Origin of the sequence: Halomonas sp. R57-5 (assembly GCF_900070345.1) — a bacterium.
In the GTDB taxonomy this organism is placed as follows: Bacteria; Pseudomonadota; Gammaproteobacteria; order Pseudomonadales; family Halomonadaceae; genus Vreelandella; species Vreelandella ventosae_B.
In genome coordinates this window covers 1,630,942-1,648,794 of record NZ_LN813019.1, presented here as the reverse complement: position 1 = coordinate 1,648,794, position 17,853 = coordinate 1,630,942, and the positions used below count along the sequence as shown (strand labels likewise).

Sequence of the window (17,853 nt, the reverse complement as noted above, 5' to 3'; positions counted from 1 at the left end):
TCCTTGAATATCTACAGGTCTTAACTAGCGTTATCAACAGACAGGGCAATGCGTACTTGGGCTTTTCCAGAGCGCTTGGCTTCATACATAGCCACATCGGCGCGCTTAAGCAGTTCGTTGGCTGTCTCGGCGCTGGCGGGCAAATATAGCGCGACACCAATACTCACACTGACGTTTAACGCCGCATCTCCAGCAATCATCGGTTCTTCCACCACCTTGACTAATTTATTAGCCAACTGCTCGATTGCCGTGGGCTCACTGCCCTCCAATAGGACGACAAACTCATCCCCGGCCCAGCGGGCTATATAGTCGGTTTCACGTATCGTTTTCACTAATTTTTTAGCGATCACACGTAGCAGATCGTCGCCCTTGGCATGCCCATGGGCGTCGTTAATCGCCTTAAAACCATCCAAATCCATAAACAGAACGGCTAACGGCTGCTGGCTGCGCCGTGTGCGAGCCATTGCTTCGGGTAAGCGTTCATCTAGGGCTCGCCGGTTAGGCAATTTGGTTAATACATCTTCACGAGCCTGTTGATTACGCAGGCGCTCCAGCTGCTGGCGCTCGGTAATATCGTGGATAAAAAGGCTGCGCCGTTCACGCCCTTCAATCACCAATTTTTTGACGCGCACCTCGACGGGCAGTTCATTGCCATCGTAACGGTGCGCGGTAAACTCAATAGCCGCCCGATCATTCGCGGCAGGCAGCCCAGTGGGAAAAATAAGCTGTGTGATTGGCTTAGCCAGCGCCGCTTTGCGTGGCCAACCGAACATCATTTCAGCCGCCCGATTCCAATCCAGAATGACGTCTTGTGCATCAAGACTGATATAGGCGTCATAGGCAGACTCGATAACGAGATTGAGTTCGTTGGTACGCCGCTCGATTTGGCACTCCATACTTCGGTGTAACTCATTCAGTGCTTGCTGGGATACCTTGGCGCTTTTCTTTTCTAATACCAGTCGCTCACGCAAATGAATTTCATCAGTGACAATCGCCGCCAAATCTTGCAGAGCCGTCAATTCTTGATCACTGATCGCACGCGGCTTCGTGTCGATTGCGCAGAGAGAGCCTAGCGTCAGGCCTTTGGTCGTACTAAGCGGAATACCCGCATAAAAGCGAATACCGTCGACAGCTTTCACAAACGGATTGTCTGCAAAGCGTGGATCCTGTCGGGCATCGTTAATGATCAATGGTTCTGTGCCCTGAATGGTATAAGCGCAGAAAGCCACATCTCGGGGTGTCTCACGAGCCTCAACGCCAACACGTGATTTTATCCATTGGCGTTTAGCATCTATCAACGTCACCGTTGAGATAGGCACATGCAGCAGCTTGGTCACCAGCCGGGTGACGCGATCAAACGCAGGTTCATCAGGTGTATCAAGTAGGTCAAGCTCGTAAAGAGCGGCTAATCTCGCCTCTTCATTCGATGCTGTAGGGTAGCTCATTGTTATGTCACCCATTCAGGGTAGGTGTGTAGCTACCAGCATAACGCGATCAGCCTTTTACTGCCCAACACTCACTGTTTCTTGGTTAAACATGCGAGTAGTACACTTGTGAGCGTTGAGGCGATTAACGCACCAACGAACGGCCCCAAGGTAGGGATACTACCCGGAAAACTGGCGCCCACTACCCCGGCCACCAGGCTTCCTTGGCTTAACCAACCAGGCAAAATGGCCCCCAGCAAACCGGCGACACCACCCATAATGGCCGCCATCGGCGTCATGCGTTGCCATAAGCCGAGCAGCACAGGCACCACAATAGCGGCACACAGCAAGTCAGCAATCAAGAATAGCCGCAGTACCGACAGGCCCTGCAAGGCAATCACTACCACCGGGATCATCACGACGACCGTCACCCAGCGGGCAGCCACCAGCGAAACGCCCTGCTGCTCGCTGCGTGCCACCACGAGCGAAGCAATACCATTTTGAAGTGTATCAACGCTGGAGGCCACTAAGGTCACCGCCAACACCAAGGCAGGTAACGTCAGCCAAACGGGGGCTTCACTTAACAGAGCAAAAAATGGCATTGGGGGCTCGCCGAGCGGCACACCGCTCATCGCTGCCAACACGCCTAGACCGCCAATCACCATCACTACCACGACTGTCATCGCGCCGCCTAACCAGGCGCCGCGCCCCAAGCTTTGATTATCTTGAGCGGCCCATACTCGCTGCCAATAGCCTTGGTGGAAAAGGTTAGCGGCGGTGACCGCGATCACTAGCGTTAACGCTACGCTGAGCGCACTGGTGATAGGAATAGACGGGAGTGCAGCCTCACTGGGTATAGAGGGCAACCGCCATAGGGCCATGCCACCCACCACACACAGCAGCACCAGCAACAGCCACGCCTGCCAACGGTCAGTGGCAAGGCTGGCACGCAGCCCGCCCGCCGCGGKATAAATCAGCGTGGTAAGCGCCACACCAATAATCACCAGCGCGGGCGGCACATCGGAAAGCAGCGCGGTGATGGCCCCAATGGCGGTGAGTTCAGCGGCTAAAAAACACGCCATATAGGCGATGGAGACCAGGGTTACCCAGCGCCGTACACCAGGGCCATAGCACGCTTCAGCAAACTCGGCGATACTGCGCCCCTCCGGCAACGCACGGCGAATCTTCGGCCCATACAGTCCCAAGACAATAAATGGCAATGCAGAGCCTAGCGCATAGCCAGCAAGGGCTAGCGGGCCGACAAAGGCGCCTATTTCGGGGGGCGCAAAGAGTATCCATGCGCCCATACCGGAAGCAAGAAAGGAGAGCCCCAGGGTAGAAGCCGTTTGCGAGTTGCGGGCGGTGACGTAGTCGTCAAGTGAACCATCCACCCAGCGAGCACGTAGGCCTAAAAAAGCAAAGCAGCACAGCGCCGCGCCAAGCACGGCTGACGTCAGGTAAAGCATGTCGCGCTTCCTCCGCCGGTACTAACCGGATCAGGTTCCAGGGTCTGCGCAGTGCGCATCTCAGCCCTTTTGAGTAGGGGCTCCCCTGGCGACAGTGAATGTAGGTACGCTTAAGAACGGTGTTAACACTGATTCAGGAACTATTCTCAATCAGAATCACAGCTTAGTAAAGTTTAAGGTGTAATGGTCGCACTTGAGCGAGGCACACGCCCCATTAAGTAAAACTCCTCATTAGGCGGCGTGCCCGCCAATGTAACCAACCGATTCGACAAACCAAAAAATGCCGCTATGGCGCCTATATCCCAGCAGTCCTCTTGGCTAAAGCCCACTTCCAGTAAGCGCGTGAACCACTCATCGGTCATTTCACCGACATCAACAGCACAGTGCATGGCGAAATCGAGCATCACCCGGTGGCGCTCACTAATCGGCGCCACGCGATGGTTGATCGCCACTTGATCTGCGAGCAGCGGGTTTTTACTGTAAATACGCACCAATGCTCCGTGAGCGACCACACAATATAAGCAGCGGTTACGCGCACTGGTAGCGACCACAATCATCTCTTTCTCAACGTTGGTTAGGGTGTCCGATTCGCGCTCCATCAACGCATCGTGATAGGCAAAGAAAGCTCGGAACTCAGCGGGGCGATGGGCCAGCATCAGAAAGACATTGGGCACAAACCCGGCTTTTTCCTGCACGGCCAAAATGGTACTGCGAATATCTTCCGGCAGGCCATCCAATGTTTCAGGTACATTAAAACGACTCAACGATGCAGACATACTCACCTCTTTATTGTTAAATTTAAATATCTGGTAAAAACGGTTTAGCCGATGGATAACAAAAAGCTAAATGAAGAGACTTTTATTTAGTTGCTTCTCTCGCCATACTGGCTTACTAACCTAAGCAGAATTGCGACCTCCTCCTAAAAATATAAATAGCTCGTTCAAAGGGAAACCGCTATGAGCCATAACGAAGCCAAGGAACATACACCCGGTCGTCTAAACGAGCTGTTTGCTGACCCTTACCGAGCATTTGAAAATGATACCGATGAGCGTCAGCTGCATATTCGTATCATGTTGCATATGTTACTTGCCCGCCCAATGACACGTGGTCAAATGACCCTACGCGTTATCCATGGCTGGGAAAACGGCGGCTTTGAACCCGAAGACCTCCAGCATGTCGACTACCCTCTCGGTGGGGTGGCTGACTTTAAGCGCGCGGTGAAAGATTTTGAACACGCCTCTAAGCACAACACGCCGCTACCTGCCGACAAAGATGCCATTCTTGCTGCCCCGCTAGCCGATGCGATTGCAGGCGCCGAAGCCGAGGGCCAAGACCTCTCCAGCGAAATTCGCGAGACCCCAGCGCGCTGGCCTGCGTTTGAAGGCGGCTTAGCCCTCTATACGTTGTTTAAAATGTATCATCGCCTTATTTACAGTGAAGATGACAACTATCGCTGCTCTCAATGCATGACACCACTGGGTATGCGCGAAATACATGAGTTTCACCTTGAAGAGGGAGAGTTTGCGCTTCTGGTGCCTCCCGCTAATGAATTTATGCACGGGCAGTCACTGTTAGTTTTACACGAAAGTCAGCTTGACCCGATCGAGCAGTTGCTTGAAGAGAGCTTGCCTCTGTTTGATAACTTTTAAGCCCTGCGCCATCGGGTTCATCGGCCCCGCGTAAAGCCGGGCCGATGTGCGGCAGTTAAAATCGCTTCAATTAGCCAAGCGAAATGGTGCTGTTGATACCGCTGGATACGTTTTCCGGCTCAAACCAACGTGCCGTCACCGTTTTGGTTTGTGTCCAGAACGCGATCGCCTGCTTACCGTTAGGGCCTAAATCACCTAGTTTCGAAGCCCGCGAGCCGGTGAAACTGAAATAGGCAACCGGCACCGGAATTGGCACGTTGATACCAATTTGGCCAACGTCTATATCGGTTTCAAAGCGGCGCGCTACCCAACCCGAGTTTGTAAAGATAGAGGTACCGTTGCCGTTAGGGTTGGCATTGATAAAGGCAATCGCCTCATCCAGCGTTTCAACACTCACCACGCACAGCACGGGACCAAAAATCTCTTCCCGGTAAATGGTCATATCCGCCTTTACGTCAGCAAACAGAGTCGGCCCGACAAAATTGCCGTTGGGATAACCCTCCACCTGAACATTGCGCCCATCGACCATCAGTTTGGCACCCTCTTGCTCCCCCGCATCGATTAAACGCAGCACGCGGTCACGAGCAGCTGGTGATACCAGCGGGCCTAAATCCGCATCGCGTTGGGTGCCCGGGCCGACTTTCATTTCACGCGCCGCATCAACGATATCGCTCAGCCACTCACGCGCCTCGCCCACCAGCACCACCACAGAGTTTGCCATGCAGCGTTGGCCCGCCGCGCCAAAGGCTGAGCCCAGCAGGTTGTTGATCGCTTGGCTACGATTAGCATCGGGCATGACCACGCAGTGGTTCTTGGCCCCCATCATTGCTTGCATGCGCTTGCCCGCTGCCGCTGCACGGTTATACAGCAGCGAACCCACATGGGTAGAGCCGATGAACGAGAGCGCTTTGATATCCTGGTGATCAGCGATTTGGTTGGCTACATCAGGGCCACCGTGCACCACGTTGAGCACGCCTGCCGGGACACCGGCTTCGTGGGCTAACTCCACTAAGCGCATGGTGGAACTGGGATCCTGTTCGGAGGGTTTAAGAACGAAGGTATTACCAGTGGCAATCGCCAGTGGAAACATAAAGCACGGCAGCATAATCGGGAAGTTAAAGGCAGTAATACCGGCGCCCACCCCAAGCGGCTGGTGCATAGTGTAAACGTCCACCTCGTTAGCGGCATTTTCCGCCAGCTCACCCAACTGCAGCGAGGTAATCGAACAGGCATGCTCCACCACTTCCAAGCCCCGGCCAACTTCCCCTTCCGCATCGGGAAGCGTTTTGCCGTGCTCTTCGGTGATCAGCGCCGCCAACTCTGCGGTATTGTCGCGAATCAGTGCCTGAAGCTTGAGCATAATGCGCATGCGTTTACCCAGCGGTACTTTTCGCCACTCCTTAAACGCCTCTTTAGCGCTGCTGATAGCGCGCTCCACTTCGTCAGTGGTACAGAACGGTACCCGCGCTACCACCTCTTGCGTGGCGGGGTTAACCACATCGCGCCACTCCTGGCTTTGCGACTGCACGGGCTGGCCATCGATATACATGGGAATTTCGCGAACAGACATAGCGTTGCTCCTATTATTAATTGTGATTGTTATGGCTGTGGTTGTTATAAAAATGCGGTATTAAAAAGTGCTTCGCGGTAAGGCAAGAGTACAGGGTATAGCAGCAAGTTGACGTTAACGTCAACCAAGTATCGCATGAGTCAACAAAATCTGCGGCAGGATATCAATTAGCCTTTCCAATGTGTCACAGGGCTGGCTATGCTTCGGCCTATCAGTGTGCCGCAGCCTCGCGGATCGCACATGGCGAACGCTCGTGTTTAAACACAGGGAATTATTTATGCAGGCTTTCAACTGCCGCTGTGGCAATCCGCTTTTCTATGAAAACACCCACTGCCTTAGCTGCCAGTCAGAGGTCGGCTGGTGTCCTGCCTGCAGCAATATCGTTGCCGTTGCCCCTCTGGATAACGGCGGCTATCGCTGCATCTACCCAGGTTGTGATACGGCGCTGATGAAGTGTCACAACTACGCTGTTGAGAACGTGTGCAATCGTATGGKGGTAATGGAACACGGCCAAGCGGATACGCTATGCGACTGCTGCCGTTATAACGCCATGATCCCCGATCTCACTATTGATGGTAACCGCGAGCGTTGGGCAGCACTTGAGGCGGCCAAACGGCGTCTGTTTCATACCCTTGATTTACTGAAACTACCCCACGGCACCCAAGAGGATGCTATTGCAGTGCCGTTGAGTTTCTCTTTTATGGCTGATGCCCTGCCTGACCAAGGACTATGGCGCTCTACCGCCAACCAGGAGAAAGTGTATACCGGCCATGCGGCAGGTCATATCACCATTAACGTCAAAGAGGCCGACGACGTTGAGCGCGAGCGTTTACGGGTCGATATGAACGAGTCCCACCGCACCTTGATTGGCCACTTCCGCCATGAAATTGGCCACTACTACTGGGACGTATTGGTTAAGGATCGCGATGAAGAAACGTGTCGTGCAGTATTTGGCAACCACCACCGGCCAAGCTATACCGAAGCGTTAGAGCGTTACTACCAGCAGGGAGCCCCCGGCGACTGGCCCAACCGCTTCATCTCCGCCTACGCCACCATGCACCCTTGGGAGGATTTTGCCGAAACGTTCGCCTATTACTTGGACATGGTCGCTGTACTGGATACCGCACTGCACATGGGCATTACCCACGTTGAGTACGACGGCAGCCTTGAGAGCATGCTGATTGCCTTTCATCAGGTAGGCATGGCGGTGAACGAGCTCAACCGTGATATGGGACTGCTCGATTTAGCGCCAGGTGTGCTTGCCCCGGCGGTGCGCGAAAAACTGGCGTACCTGCATGACATCATTCAGGCCGCCAGCCCGTTAGAAAGCGATTCCTCTACGCTTTAGTCGTTATCGTTGTCCCCCGCGTGGCTCTGGCTTTGAGTCTGAGTCTGGGTTTGCGTCACGCGGGGGACGCTGTCGTCATTCACAAAGTAGGTGGCGCTGAGGGTATCGTGGATAGCGGCAAAGCCGATCTGCAGTTCATCGATAAACAAGTGCAGCTTACTGGGTGAATGAGCGAGCGCTTGAATATCGGCGTCTACTACATCGGCGCGCACCAGCGAGACGGTGGCCGCCGGACGATCCTGGCGTGGCAGTAGCGTCAGCTCATGACCCAGGGTTTCAAGGCTGCAGGCAATCGAGCGTGGCAGATTGGGATCTTGTAGCAAAAAGCGCAGCACATCTGGCCCGCGCACCCGCAAGCGCACCTGTTGGCGATACATCTGGTAAGCAGTCAGTGACTTGAGCACGCTCATCCACTGCAGGTTTTCGAATGGCAGCAACTCTTCAGGGTTTTGTGGCAGCAGGCTGGCGGAGCGCACATCGACAATGCGGGTGGTCATATCGGCCCGCTCCAACTGACGGCCCAACTCAATAAAAGTACGCGCAGGGCCATGGCTTAAGGTGCCTTCAATGAGGCCCGTTAACGCCTGGCAACCACGAATAACACTTTTAAGAAAGCTATCGCGACGGCGTGGACTCACGCCATTTTCAGCATGATCGGCGACGCTAAGATAGAGCTGATTAACCTCTTCCCAAATTTCCCGGGGCACCACATCCCGGGTGGTTCTCAGGTTCTCACGGGCACTGGCAAGCGCGGAGATAATCGAAATATCATTATCAGGATCGGCGCATAAAAAGTGCACTACGTTGCGCTCATCAAACTCTTCATAACGTGCGGTGAAGACTTCCAGGCTGCCGGTCATTTCGATAAGCGGCGCCCAACCCAGCGGCAGGCGCCCCGGCAAATCGAGCATAAGGTGACTATTGACGCTCAGTAAACGTGCGGTATCTTCCGCACGTTCAATATAGCGCGCCATCCAGTAGAGGTTCTCTGCAACGCGTGACAGCATGGCGTTAGGCTCCTTTCACCGCGGCCACTGCCGCCTTATCGTCGGTTTCTACAATCCAGGTATCTTTACTGCCGCCGCCTTGAGAGGAGTTCACCACCAACGACCCCTCTATCAATGCCACCCGGGTAAGCCCGCCGGTGGTGACATGGATTTCAGGCCCAGAGAGTATGAAGGGGCGTAAATCCACATGGCGTGGCTGTGGTAAACCATTCGCCAACGTAGGCGTCGTCGACAGCGCCAGGGTGGGCTGCGCCATATAGTTGCGTGGGTTCGCCTTAATCAAGCGGGCAAACTCTTCGCGGGTCTCTTTGGTTGAGCGCGGGCCAATCAGCATGCCATAGCCCCCCGACTCATTGGCCGGCTTCACCACCAATTCATCAAGATGGTCAAGTACATAGCGGCGGTCATCTTCGAACATGCACAGGTAGCTGGGCACGTTGGGCAGCAGCGGTTCCTGGTCGAGATAGTAGCGAATCAGCGCAGGCACGAATGCATAAACGACCTTGTCATCCGCCACGCCAGCACCCGGAGCATTGGCCAGCGCCACTTTTCCCGCCCGCCAAGCGCGCATCAGACCCGCCACCCCCAGCATGGAGTCAGGGTTAAACGCTTCCGGGTCTAGAAACTCGTCATCCACGCGACGGTAGATAACGTCGACCCGGCGCAGTCCTTCCACGGTGCGCATGTACACCACATCATTGTCATCGACTAGCAGGTCGCTGCCTTGCACCAGCTCGACGCCCATTTGCTGGGCAAGGTAGGCGTGCTCAAAGTAAGCAGAGTTATAGATTCCAGGGGTCAGTACAACCACCTGCGGCTCATCCCCAGGCCGTGGTGACATCGCGGCGAGCATGTCGTAGAGGTTGGCCACATAGTCATCAACGGGCAAAATTTTGCCCGAAGCAAACAACTCCGGCAGTACCCGCTTGGTGACGTTGCGGTTTTCCAACATATAGGAGACGCCGGAAGGAATGCGCAAGTTATCTTCCAACACATACAGCGTGCCATCCCCATCGCGCACTAGATCTGAACCGCACACGTGGGCCCACACGCCGTGAGGGGGATTAATGCCGACACACTGGGGGCGAAAATTAACCGACTGCGCCAGCACTTCGGCGGGTAACACTTTGTCCTTAATGACTTTTTGATCGTGGTAAAGATCATCAATAAATAGATTCAGCGCCTGCACGCGCTGTTTGAGGCCTGCCTCGGTTTTACGCCACTCGCTGGCGGGAATAATCCGCGGCACAATATCAAAGGGCCAGGCGCGATCGATCATCGCGCCTTCGGAGTAGACGGTAAAGGTAATCCCCATGGTACGAATGGCGATCTCCGCCGCGGTTTTCCGCTCGGCTAACTCTTCTGCGCTAAACCTTGCCAACATGTTGCACAATTCACCCGCTGAATCGCGTGGCTGACCGGGTGCGGCCATCAGCTCATCGTAGTAATCACGACACGCATAGTTATTCCAATTCACTTGGCTCATGGGCGCTCTCCTGGCGCTGGGGTGGAAGCGGCAACTTCCTCAATGCTCAGTGTAGGCCTGCCGCGCGCAAAACAATCAAACAATTGAGAGCAAAATACGTACCATCTTTTGCGATATTTCAACGTTCGCTTACTTAAACGCTACTTGACAGGGAGCACGAGCCAATTAAAGCGACCACATGCTCTATATCAGTGCATAAAAGCAGTGCATAAAAGCAGTGCTATTTTGGTGCATTAAGTGATTTCCACTTTAGTTAAACGCCTTAGTTAAGATAGCGGCTGCAAAAAAGTAAAAGKGGAACGATACTTGCGAAACGTTCGGTTATTCCTTAACCCAACCGACCCACCGGTTGATAACGGKTCTTTTGAGGGTGGCCCATGACCATTCGCGTTGCCTTGTATCATCGCACGACCTACCACTTTGACCGCCCGGTGCGTCTTTCGCCCCATGTTATTCGGCTGCGTCCGGCGCCCCACTGCCGCACCCATATTGAGGCCTACTCGCTCAAACTCTCCGGCGACGACCACTTTTTAAACTGGCAACAGGATCCGTTTGGCAACTTCAATGCCCGCGTGGTGTTCCCCGAACCGCGTAAAGAGTTAACCATTGCGGTCGAACTCATCGCCCCGATGACGGTGATTAACCCGTTCGATTTCTTCTTGGACGACATTGCGCAAACGATTCCCTTTGCCTACCCCGAAGCGCTGCGCCAGGAACTAAGCCCCTATCTGGAAATAACGGAATCCGGGCCGCGGTTGATGGAGTGGCTCAAGGCTGTTCCCCGCGAGCCCACTACCACCGTCGATTTCCTGGTCGCGCTGAATCAACGCCTGCAGGATGATATTGGTTATTTGGTACGCATGGAGCCCGGCGTACAGAGCTGCGAAGAGACCTTAACGTTCGCCAGCGGCTCCTGCCGCGACAGCGCCTGGCTGTTGGTGCAAATTTTCCGCCACCTGGGCCTCGCCGCACGCTTTGTCTCCGGCTACCTCATTCAGCTCAAGTCCGATGTTAAAGCGCTGGATGGCCCCAGCGGGAGCGAAGTAGATTTCACCGACCTACACGCCTGGACCGAAGTATTCCTCCCCGGCGCAGGCTGGGTGGGGCTCGACCCCACCTCGGGACTGTTCGCTGGCGAAGGCCATATTCCCCTCGCCGCCACCCCGACGACCGGCAGTGCGGCCGCGATTACCGGGTTTTCGGATAAGTGTGAAGTCACTTTCGATGTCACCATGGAAGTGGAGCGTATCCACGAAGACCCACGGGTCACCAAGCCCTATAGCGATGAGCAGTGGCAGCGTATCTGCGCGCTGGGTGACGAGGTAGATGCCGAACTGCTCCACCAGGACGTACGCCTGACCATGGGCGGCGAACCCACCTTTGTCTCGGTCGACGATATGGAGAGCCCACAGTGGAATACCGAAGCCCTGGGCGAGCACAAACGCGAACGCGCTGAGGCACTGCTAACCCGGCTCCAGGCCGCTTACGCCCCCGGCAGCGCTATTCAGCAACAGCAAGGCAAGTGGTACCCCGGGGAACCACTGCCCCGCTGGGCGCTCGCCTGTTACTGGCGTAAAGATGGCGTACCACTATGGCGTGATCCCCAATGGCTGGCCTGCCTAGACGGCGCACCAGAGCTCCATGTAGATGATGCAATGGCCCAGCGCTTTACCAAAGCGCTAAGCGAACGCCTGGGTGTGGCCGAACGCTACTGGATTCCGGCGTTCGAGGATGCCTACTACTATCTATGGAAAGAGCAGTCGCTACCGGTGAACGTTGACCCACGCGAAGCCAATCTCAAAGATGACGCCGAACGTCACCGTTTAGCCCGCTTATTAGAACAAGGCTTAGACGAAGTGGTTGGCTATGCCCTGCCGCTGCGCCACTCGCTTAGCCAGGCCCACCGCTGGGAGAGCGGACGCTGGCCGCTCAAGCGTGAACACCTGTTCCTGGTGCCCGGCGACTCCCCCATGGGCTTGCGTTTACCGCTTTCGGCGCTGCCTTGGGCTGCCCCAGAAGAGCAGCCTCAACCGGAATCGCTGTTCGCGCCCCGCCCAGAGCTGGGCGACATTCACGGCGAAGTTGCTCGCCGCAACGCCGAACAACACCACCTCAGCGATGCCGAACGCTTGGGTCGAACCAGCCACCCGAGCCCATCACACCCAGAGGGCGAATCGGTTCAGCAGCAGCCACGGGCGGAAATCGACACGGAAAGTGGTGTTATTCACACCAGCCTATGTGTGCAGCCACGGGATGGCCGCTTGCATATTTTTCTGCCGCCGCTAACCAGCTTGGAGCACTACCTCGACCTACTCAGCACCGTTGAGGAGTGCGCCAAGGAGCTCGCCTGCCCGGTGATGGTAGAGGGTTATTCACCGCCTCGGGATCCGCGACTGGAAAACTTTATGATCACCCCCGACCCGGGCGTGATCGAAGTGAATATTATGCCCGCCGCCAGTTGGCAAACCCTGGTCGCGCAAACCGAACGGCTGTATGCCGAGGCACGTGAAACCCGTTTGGGCACCGAAAAATTTATGCTTGATGGCCGCCACACCGGCACCGGCGGCGGTAACCATGTCACCCTTGGCGGGATTACCCCTGAGGATTCACCTTTTTTACGCCGCCCAGACTTGCTTGCCAGCCTAGTCACCTACTGGCAGCACCACCCTAGCCTCTCTTACCTGTTTTCAGGCCTGTTTATTGGCCCCACTAGCCAAGCCCCGCGGGTAGATGAAGCGCGCCACGAGGCACTTTACGAGTTGGAAATCGCCCTACAGCAAATGCCCGAAGGCGAAGTAGTGCAGCCCTGGCTGGTGGATCGCTTGCTGCGCCACCTACTGACTGACTTAACCGGCAACACCCACCGCGCCGAGTTCTGTATCGACAAGCTCTACTCGCCGGATAGCGATAGCGGGCGGCTAGGGTTACTGGAACTACGCGGCTTTGAGATGCCACCCCATGCCCGCATGGGGCTGATGCAAATGCTGCTGATCCGCGCCCTTGTTGCGCGCTGCTGGAAAACACCCTATCGGGCCAAACCGGTGCGCTGGGGCAGCGCCTTGCAGGATCGCTGGATGCTGCCCCACTACCTGTGGCATGACCTTGACGATGTGTTAAGCGACTTACGCCATCACGGCTTTGATTTTGATTTGGAGTGGTTTGCCCCCTTCCTGGAGTTCCGCTTTCCGCTCCACGGGCGCTTGCACACGCCAATGCTGGATATCGAACTGCGTCAAGCTATCGAACCCTGGCATGTATTGGGCGAAGAAGCCTCTGCCGGGGGCACCGCCCGCTACGTCGACTCATCCGTCGAGCGCCTGGAAGTTAAAGTCAGTGGCATGAGCGGCGACCGCTACGTGGTGACCTGCAACGGTCGTCGGGTGCCGCTTTCAGCCACCGGCAGAAACGGCGAAGCGGTGGCTGGGGTGCGCTACCGCGCTTGGCAGCCACCGTCTGCGCTGCATCCGCAAATTCCCATACACGCGCCGCTGGTCTTTGATGTCATCGACACCTGGAACCAGCGCTCCGTGGCAGGCTGCACCTACTACGTGGTACACCCGACCGGACGCAATTTCGACACCTTCCCGGTTAATGCGTTTGAAGCGGAAGCGCGCCGACTGGGGCGTTTTAGTGACAGCGGTCATCGCCATGGTCATCAGGTGCCCAAGCTGGAAACACCCAGCCTGGAACTGCCGCAAACCCTCGACTTACGCTGGACACCAAGCTAATGCTTTCCTCTTAGCGGCTAGTGCAGGATAATCCGCCCACCTTTCTCAGGATTACAAGGATAATGACGGCCCCTGTCTCTCCCTCACTTCTCGCGCCCGTGGCTAACGGGCTCGTTGAGGATTACTTACATCAGCTAGGCAAGGGACAGCCCGGCACGTTTGACGCCATGCTCGATGGCCAGGGGCAGCTACGCCCCGGCTGGCAGAGCTTACTGAGCTCACTTGAAGGCATGGGCCCTACTGGGCGCTTACAGCAGCATGAAGAAATACAGCGGCTGCTGGCTGAAAACGGCGTGATTTTTAATATGCATGATGACACCCAGGGGCGTTCGTGGCGGCTTGATCCGCTGCCCTGGGTGATCGATGAAGCACAGTGGCAGGCATTAGCCGTGGGGCTAACCCAGCGCAGTCGCCTGCTAAGCGCCCTTTATGATGATATTTATGGGCCCAAAACACTTTTTGAGGCGGGGCGGCTACCCACCCAGGAACTGCTTGCTTCAGCGCATTTGTTACTGCCCTGCCACCAGTCGCTACCCAATGACCGTGCAGCGATCAACTTTCACGGTGTGGATGTCATTCTGGATGCAAAAGGCCAGTGGCGGGTGATGGCAGACCGCCTACAGGCGCCATCAGGCACCGGTTTTGCGCTTGAAAATCGCATACTGATGGCCCGCGCCCTGCCGGATATGTACCGCAATGCACCATTAAAACGGTTAGCGGGGTTTCTCGACCTGCACCACCGTACGCTGATCGCCATGGCCTATCAGCATCGCGATAACCCCACACTTATCCTACTAACGCCGGGGCCGGCCAGCCCACGCTACTTTGAGCACGCCTACCTGGCCAACTATCTCAATATCGCGCTGGTGGAGGGACAGGATTTAGTCGTACGCGATACCCAAGTGTGGCTGCGTACGCTGGGCGGTTTACAGCCAGTGGATGTGATACTGCGCCACTGCGACGACGCTTACTGCGACCCGCTGGAACTGCGTGGCGATTCGCAGCTGGGCGTACCCGGGCTACTCCAGGCCATGCGCGCAGGCGGCGTAGCGCTATCGAACGCCTTGGGGGTGGGCATTTTGGAAGCCCCTGTATTAGCCGATTACTTACCGATGCTGTGCGAACACCTGCTGGGTGAAMCCCTGCTGTTGCCCAACGCCGATGCCACGACGGTGTCCGCCACCGCACCGGTTTTTGATAGCTATCTACAGCGGCTCGAGCCCACCACCCTCAACCTACGCTGCTTTGTGACCCGCACGCCAGTCAGCGCCACGATCCACAGCAACGCTACTGCCAAAAGCAGTGAAGCCAGTGAGTACCAAGTAATGCCCGGCGGTTTAGCCTGGGTGGGAGAACCTGGCCTGCCATCACTAAGCAGCACTATCGTTAAGGATGTGTGGGTCACCGCCGCCGCTCCCCAGCCCCATGTTAGCCAGTTGCGCCAGGCCCGCGGACCGGTGGTGGCCACCCGTGACGGCACCGACCTACCCAGTCGAGTAGCCGAAAGCCTGTTTTGGTTAGGCCGCTACGGTGAGCGCTTAGATACCCGCGCCCGACTGCTACGTGAAGCGCTGCTGAGGCTGATGGAGTACGACCAAGATGAGATCGCCGACCAACTGCTTGATGAACTGCTGCTAGCGCTCGATATCACCACGCTAAACGAAGAGGACGAGCAGCGGCTACAGGCGCCGCTGATTGGCTTTGAGCTAAAGCGCGCCGCACTGCTGGCCCAATTTGACGATGTGGACCCCCAGGCACTGCAGCCGCTGTTTGCCCAACTAATGCGCAATGCGCGCAGCGTGCGCGACCATTTAGGCGACGATTCCTGGCGGGTAGTCCACCAGTTGCGCCAGCGCATGGCCACCTTCAACCCCAGCTTAGGGGCCAGCGCTGCAAGGCGCGCCTGCGAAGGGTTGTCGGCCCAGCTAGCCGCCTTCTTTGGGCTGTGCAACGAAACCATGCCCCACCACTACGGCTGGCGGTTTATGGATATTGGTCGCTTTTTKGATCGTGTGCTGGGCTTGCTCTCACTGCTCAAGCTCACCCTCAATGCGCCGCACACACCGGGCTTAGCGCTATGGGAAGTGGTGCTCGCCACCACCGATAACTTTACCGCCTATCGCCGCCGCTACCGCAGCGAGCTTCACCCGGCGGCGATTCTCGATCTACTGCTATTCGATGAAACCAATCCCCGCTCGGTGGGCTATATGCTCAAGCGCATTGAGCGCCAGATGGATCGCCTGCCTGGCAGCACATCGCCCTATCGCAACGCTGAGCGACGGCTATTGATTCAAGCCAATGCGGCGCTGCACCTGGCGGATATTGATCGTTTAAGTCACTTGGCCGAGACGCCAGAGGCACAAGAGGCTTTAGAGCAACTGCTGGATGCGTTGATTGAACCCTTAAGCGCGCTTTCTGAAGCCATCAGCCAGAGTCATTTCAGCCATGTGGAGCGGCCACGCCAGTTAGTCAGCATGGAGCCTGATGCATGAACTACACGCTGCGCCATACCACTCGCTACCACTACAGCGCCCCAGTGACGCTATGCCATAGCGAGGCACGCGTGCTGCCCCGTAAAACGCCGCACCAGCAATGTGGCGCCTCGGAACTACAGATCAGCCCTGTGCCCCAGGTGCAGATGGAGCGCCGCGATGTATTTGGCAATCGGGTGCTCTATTTCGCTATGGAGGATGTCCATCAAACGTTGGATGTAACGGTGGTAACACCACTAAGCACACAGCCCTTGGCAGCACTGCCGCCTACTTCCTCAGCGTGGGAAAGCGTTGCTCAGCACCTTAGCCAGGCAAACAGCTTTGACGTTCAGCTCTACCGCCTCGACTCACCGTTTATCCGCCGAAACGCTGAGCTAGCCAGCTTTGCCCACAGCTGCTTCACCCCAGGCAGACCGATCGTTGAAGCGGCATTAGCGCTTAATGAACTGATTCATCAAACCTTTGAGTACGACCCCAGCTTCACCACGCTGGCGACACCGCTAAGCGAAGTGCTCGCCAACCGCCGCGGCGTGTGCCAAGACTTCGCTCATCTGGCGATTGGCGCATTGCGCTCGGTGGGTCTCGCCGCCCGCTATGTCAGCGGCTACTTAGAAACCCAGCCGCCGCCTGGGCAGCCACGCCTGATCGGCGCAGATGCTTCCCATGCATGGCTGGCAACCTGGATTCCTGAATGGGGTTGGCTGGCCCTCGACCCCACCAACGGCACCGTGGCTGGCGAGCAGCATCCGGTGCTGGCCTGGGGGCGTGATTACGCCGATGTCGCCCCGCTCAAAGGCGTTATGAATGGCGGTGGCGAGCATCAATTGGAAGTCGAAGTCGATGTGATGCCGCAGGCTATGATGCCGCCGATAGCCTCGATGGAACGCTAGGCCGACTCGTAGGCGGCCTTTAAGCGGTAAAACTCTTCTACTATCGCGGCCATTTCATCGGCGTCGTAGTCACACAGGCCACTCACCACAAGCTTCTTGGAACCGACACCCACCGCTTCCCCAGCGGATTCAATCGAGAACTCCAGCAGCGCATCGGCGCGTTTCCCGTGAACCTCTAACGAAGAGTGGTTCAGCATTAAGCCCGGCGAAAAGCCATCTAAACGCTCAAGCGAAAACCCCATGCTATCGTAGATCACCAAGGGGCGTTTGGGGTTAAACATGACCCCATGTTGCTCCATCAGCGGTTTGAGATAGTGCGGAAAGTTCTTGCCAGAAAACGCGACATAGCAACGCGCAAAGGCTTCCACTACCGCGGGATCGTGAGTAATGTCACCACTACGCACCACCTGCAAGTAGCATTTGCCGCCCTCATCGCAAACGTGAAGTGCACCGTTTTCTGCTTCGCTAAACTTAAGCGGCGTGTCAGCGCCCACCATGTTGGTGAAACGAAATTCCATTTGCCGCGACAACCCAAACTTTGTGAGTATCAGCACAAACAGTAGGTCACCGGGCACACAAAAGCGCCGTGCATCCGGGTTATGAATAGGGTTGTAATCACCCGCCACGCCTTTGGCGAAGCGACTGGCCTGCTCTGCAGAGATCACTACATACTCTCCGCGTTGCGCGTAAAAATCCTTGAACATGGCGTTTGTTGCCTGCCTAGCGTTGAAATCGAAAACCCGTCACTGCCCAACGCCGCGCATAATGCCACAAAACACGCCCCAACAGGAGT

At 56.3% G+C, this 17,853-nt stretch carries 12 protein-coding genes and 1 riboswitch; of the genes, 5 read left to right on the top strand and 7 right to left on the bottom strand.

Annotated elements, in window-relative coordinates; translation table 11 throughout:
• Nucleotides 1-20: 20 nt before the first annotated feature.
• From HALO_RS07395 to HALO_RS07385, 3 genes are all read right to left on the bottom strand, one after another.
• Nucleotides 21-1,445, bottom strand: a complete 1,425-nt coding sequence (locus HALO_RS07395; RefSeq protein ID WP_035584619.1) for a sensor domain-containing diguanylate cyclase — start codon at nucleotides 1,443-1,445, stop codon at nucleotides 21-23.
• 71 nt (nucleotides 1,446-1,516) lie between these two features.
• Nucleotides 1,517-2,890, bottom strand: a complete 1,374-nt coding sequence (locus tag HALO_RS07390; RefSeq protein WP_050713267.1) for a sodium:solute symporter — start codon at nucleotides 2,888-2,890, stop codon at nucleotides 1,517-1,519.
• A riboswitch (TPP riboswitch) is annotated at nucleotides 2,880-2,987 on the bottom strand. (Overlaps the previous gene by 11 nt.)
• 76 nt (nucleotides 2,988-3,063) lie before the next feature.
• Complete coding sequence (locus tag HALO_RS07385; protein ID WP_035584625.1) at nucleotides 3,064-3,666, bottom strand: peroxidase-related enzyme; 603 nt, start codon at nucleotides 3,664-3,666, stop codon at nucleotides 3,064-3,066.
• Nucleotides 3,667-3,846: 180 nt separating this feature from the next.
• Between HALO_RS07385 and HALO_RS07380 the strand changes: the two genes are divergently transcribed.
• Nucleotides 3,847-4,539: a hypothetical protein gene (locus HALO_RS07380; RefSeq protein WP_035584628.1), complete on the top strand. Its 693-nt coding sequence runs from the start codon at nucleotides 3,847-3,849 to the stop codon at nucleotides 4,537-4,539.
• A 70-nt stretch (nucleotides 4,540-4,609) separates the two neighbouring features.
• Here the strand turns inward: HALO_RS07380 and HALO_RS07375 are convergent, their stop codons facing one another.
• Entirely contained in the window at nucleotides 4,610-6,109 is a 1,500-nt protein-coding gene (locus HALO_RS07375; protein ID WP_035584631.1) for a CoA-acylating methylmalonate-semialdehyde dehydrogenase, read from the bottom strand.
• Nucleotides 6,110-6,386: 277 nt separating this feature from the next.
• On the opposite strand from HALO_RS07375, the gene HALO_RS07370 reads away from it, so the two are divergent.
• Nucleotides 6,387-7,457 (top strand): zinc-binding metallopeptidase family protein, encoded by a 1,071-nt coding sequence (locus HALO_RS07370; RefSeq protein WP_050713266.1) that lies wholly within the window; start codon nucleotides 6,387-6,389, stop codon nucleotides 7,455-7,457.
• Here HALO_RS07370 and HALO_RS07365 read toward each other — a convergent pair.
• Complete coding sequence (locus HALO_RS07365) at nucleotides 7,454-8,464, bottom strand: alpha-E domain-containing protein (RefSeq protein ID WP_035584638.1); 1,011 nt, start codon at nucleotides 8,462-8,464, stop codon at nucleotides 7,454-7,456. The two genes, HALO_RS07370 and HALO_RS07365, sit on opposite strands and share 4 nt — an antisense overlap.
• 4 nt (nucleotides 8,465-8,468) lie before the next feature.
• Entirely contained in the window at nucleotides 8,469-9,950 is a 1,482-nt protein-coding gene (locus HALO_RS07360) for a circularly permuted type 2 ATP-grasp protein (protein WP_035584641.1), read from the bottom strand.
• 377 nt (nucleotides 9,951-10,327) lie between these two features.
• On the opposite strand from HALO_RS07360, the gene HALO_RS07355 reads away from it, so the two are divergent.
• From HALO_RS07355 to HALO_RS07345, 3 genes are all read left to right on the top strand, one after another.
• Nucleotides 10,328-13,678, top strand: coding sequence for a transglutaminase family protein (locus HALO_RS07355; protein WP_035584645.1), 3,351 nt, complete (start codon nucleotides 10,328-10,330; stop codon nucleotides 13,676-13,678).
• A 62-nt stretch (nucleotides 13,679-13,740) separates the two neighbouring features.
• Nucleotides 13,741-16,170 (top strand): circularly permuted type 2 ATP-grasp protein, encoded by a 2,430-nt coding sequence (locus tag HALO_RS07350; protein WP_050713265.1) that lies wholly within the window; start codon nucleotides 13,741-13,743, stop codon nucleotides 16,168-16,170.
• A complete protein-coding gene (locus HALO_RS07345; RefSeq protein ID WP_035584649.1) occupies nucleotides 16,167-17,060 on the top strand; it encodes a transglutaminase family protein in 894 nt (297 codons plus the stop codon). Before HALO_RS07350 ends, HALO_RS07345 begins: the two co-directional genes overlap by 4 nt.
• On the opposite strand, the gene HALO_RS07340 is transcribed toward HALO_RS07345, so the two are convergent.
• A complete protein-coding gene (locus tag HALO_RS07340) occupies nucleotides 17,057-17,764 on the bottom strand; it encodes a DUF3581 family protein (protein WP_035584651.1) in 708 nt (235 codons plus the stop codon). The genes HALO_RS07345 and HALO_RS07340 overlap by 4 nt on opposite strands.
• Nucleotides 17,765-17,853: the final 89 nt, after the last annotated feature.

Bases quoted from the DNA above. Each gene is read 5' to 3' on its own strand.
- HALO_RS07395 (WP_035584619.1), bottom strand. From the start codon at position 1,445: ATGAGCTACCCTACAGCATCGAATGAAGAGGCGAGATTAGCCGCTCTT.
- HALO_RS07385 (WP_035584625.1), bottom strand. From the start codon at position 3,666: ATGTCTGCATCGTTGAGTCGTTTTAATGTACCTGAAACATTGGATGGC.
- HALO_RS07380 (WP_035584628.1), top strand. From the start codon at position 3,847: ATGAGCCATAACGAAGCCAAGGAACATACACCCGGTCGTCTAAACGAG.
- HALO_RS07375 (WP_035584631.1), bottom strand. From the start codon at position 6,109: ATGTCTGTTCGCGAAATTCCCATGTATATCGATGGCCAGCCCGTGCAG.
- HALO_RS07365 (WP_035584638.1), bottom strand. From the start codon at position 8,464: ATGCTGTCACGCGTTGCAGAGAACCTCTACTGGATGGCGCGCTATATT.
- HALO_RS07360 (WP_035584641.1), bottom strand. From the start codon at position 9,950: ATGAGCCAAGTGAATTGGAATAACTATGCGTGTCGTGATTACTACGAT.
- HALO_RS07355 (WP_035584645.1), top strand. From the start codon at position 10,328: ATGACCATTCGCGTTGCCTTGTATCATCGCACGACCTACCACTTTGAC.
- HALO_RS07345 (WP_035584649.1), top strand. From the start codon at position 16,167: ATGAACTACACGCTGCGCCATACCACTCGCTACCACTACAGCGCCCCA.
- HALO_RS07340 (WP_035584651.1), bottom strand. From the start codon at position 17,764: ATGTTCAAGGATTTTTACGCGCAACGCGGAGAGTATGTAGTGATCTCT.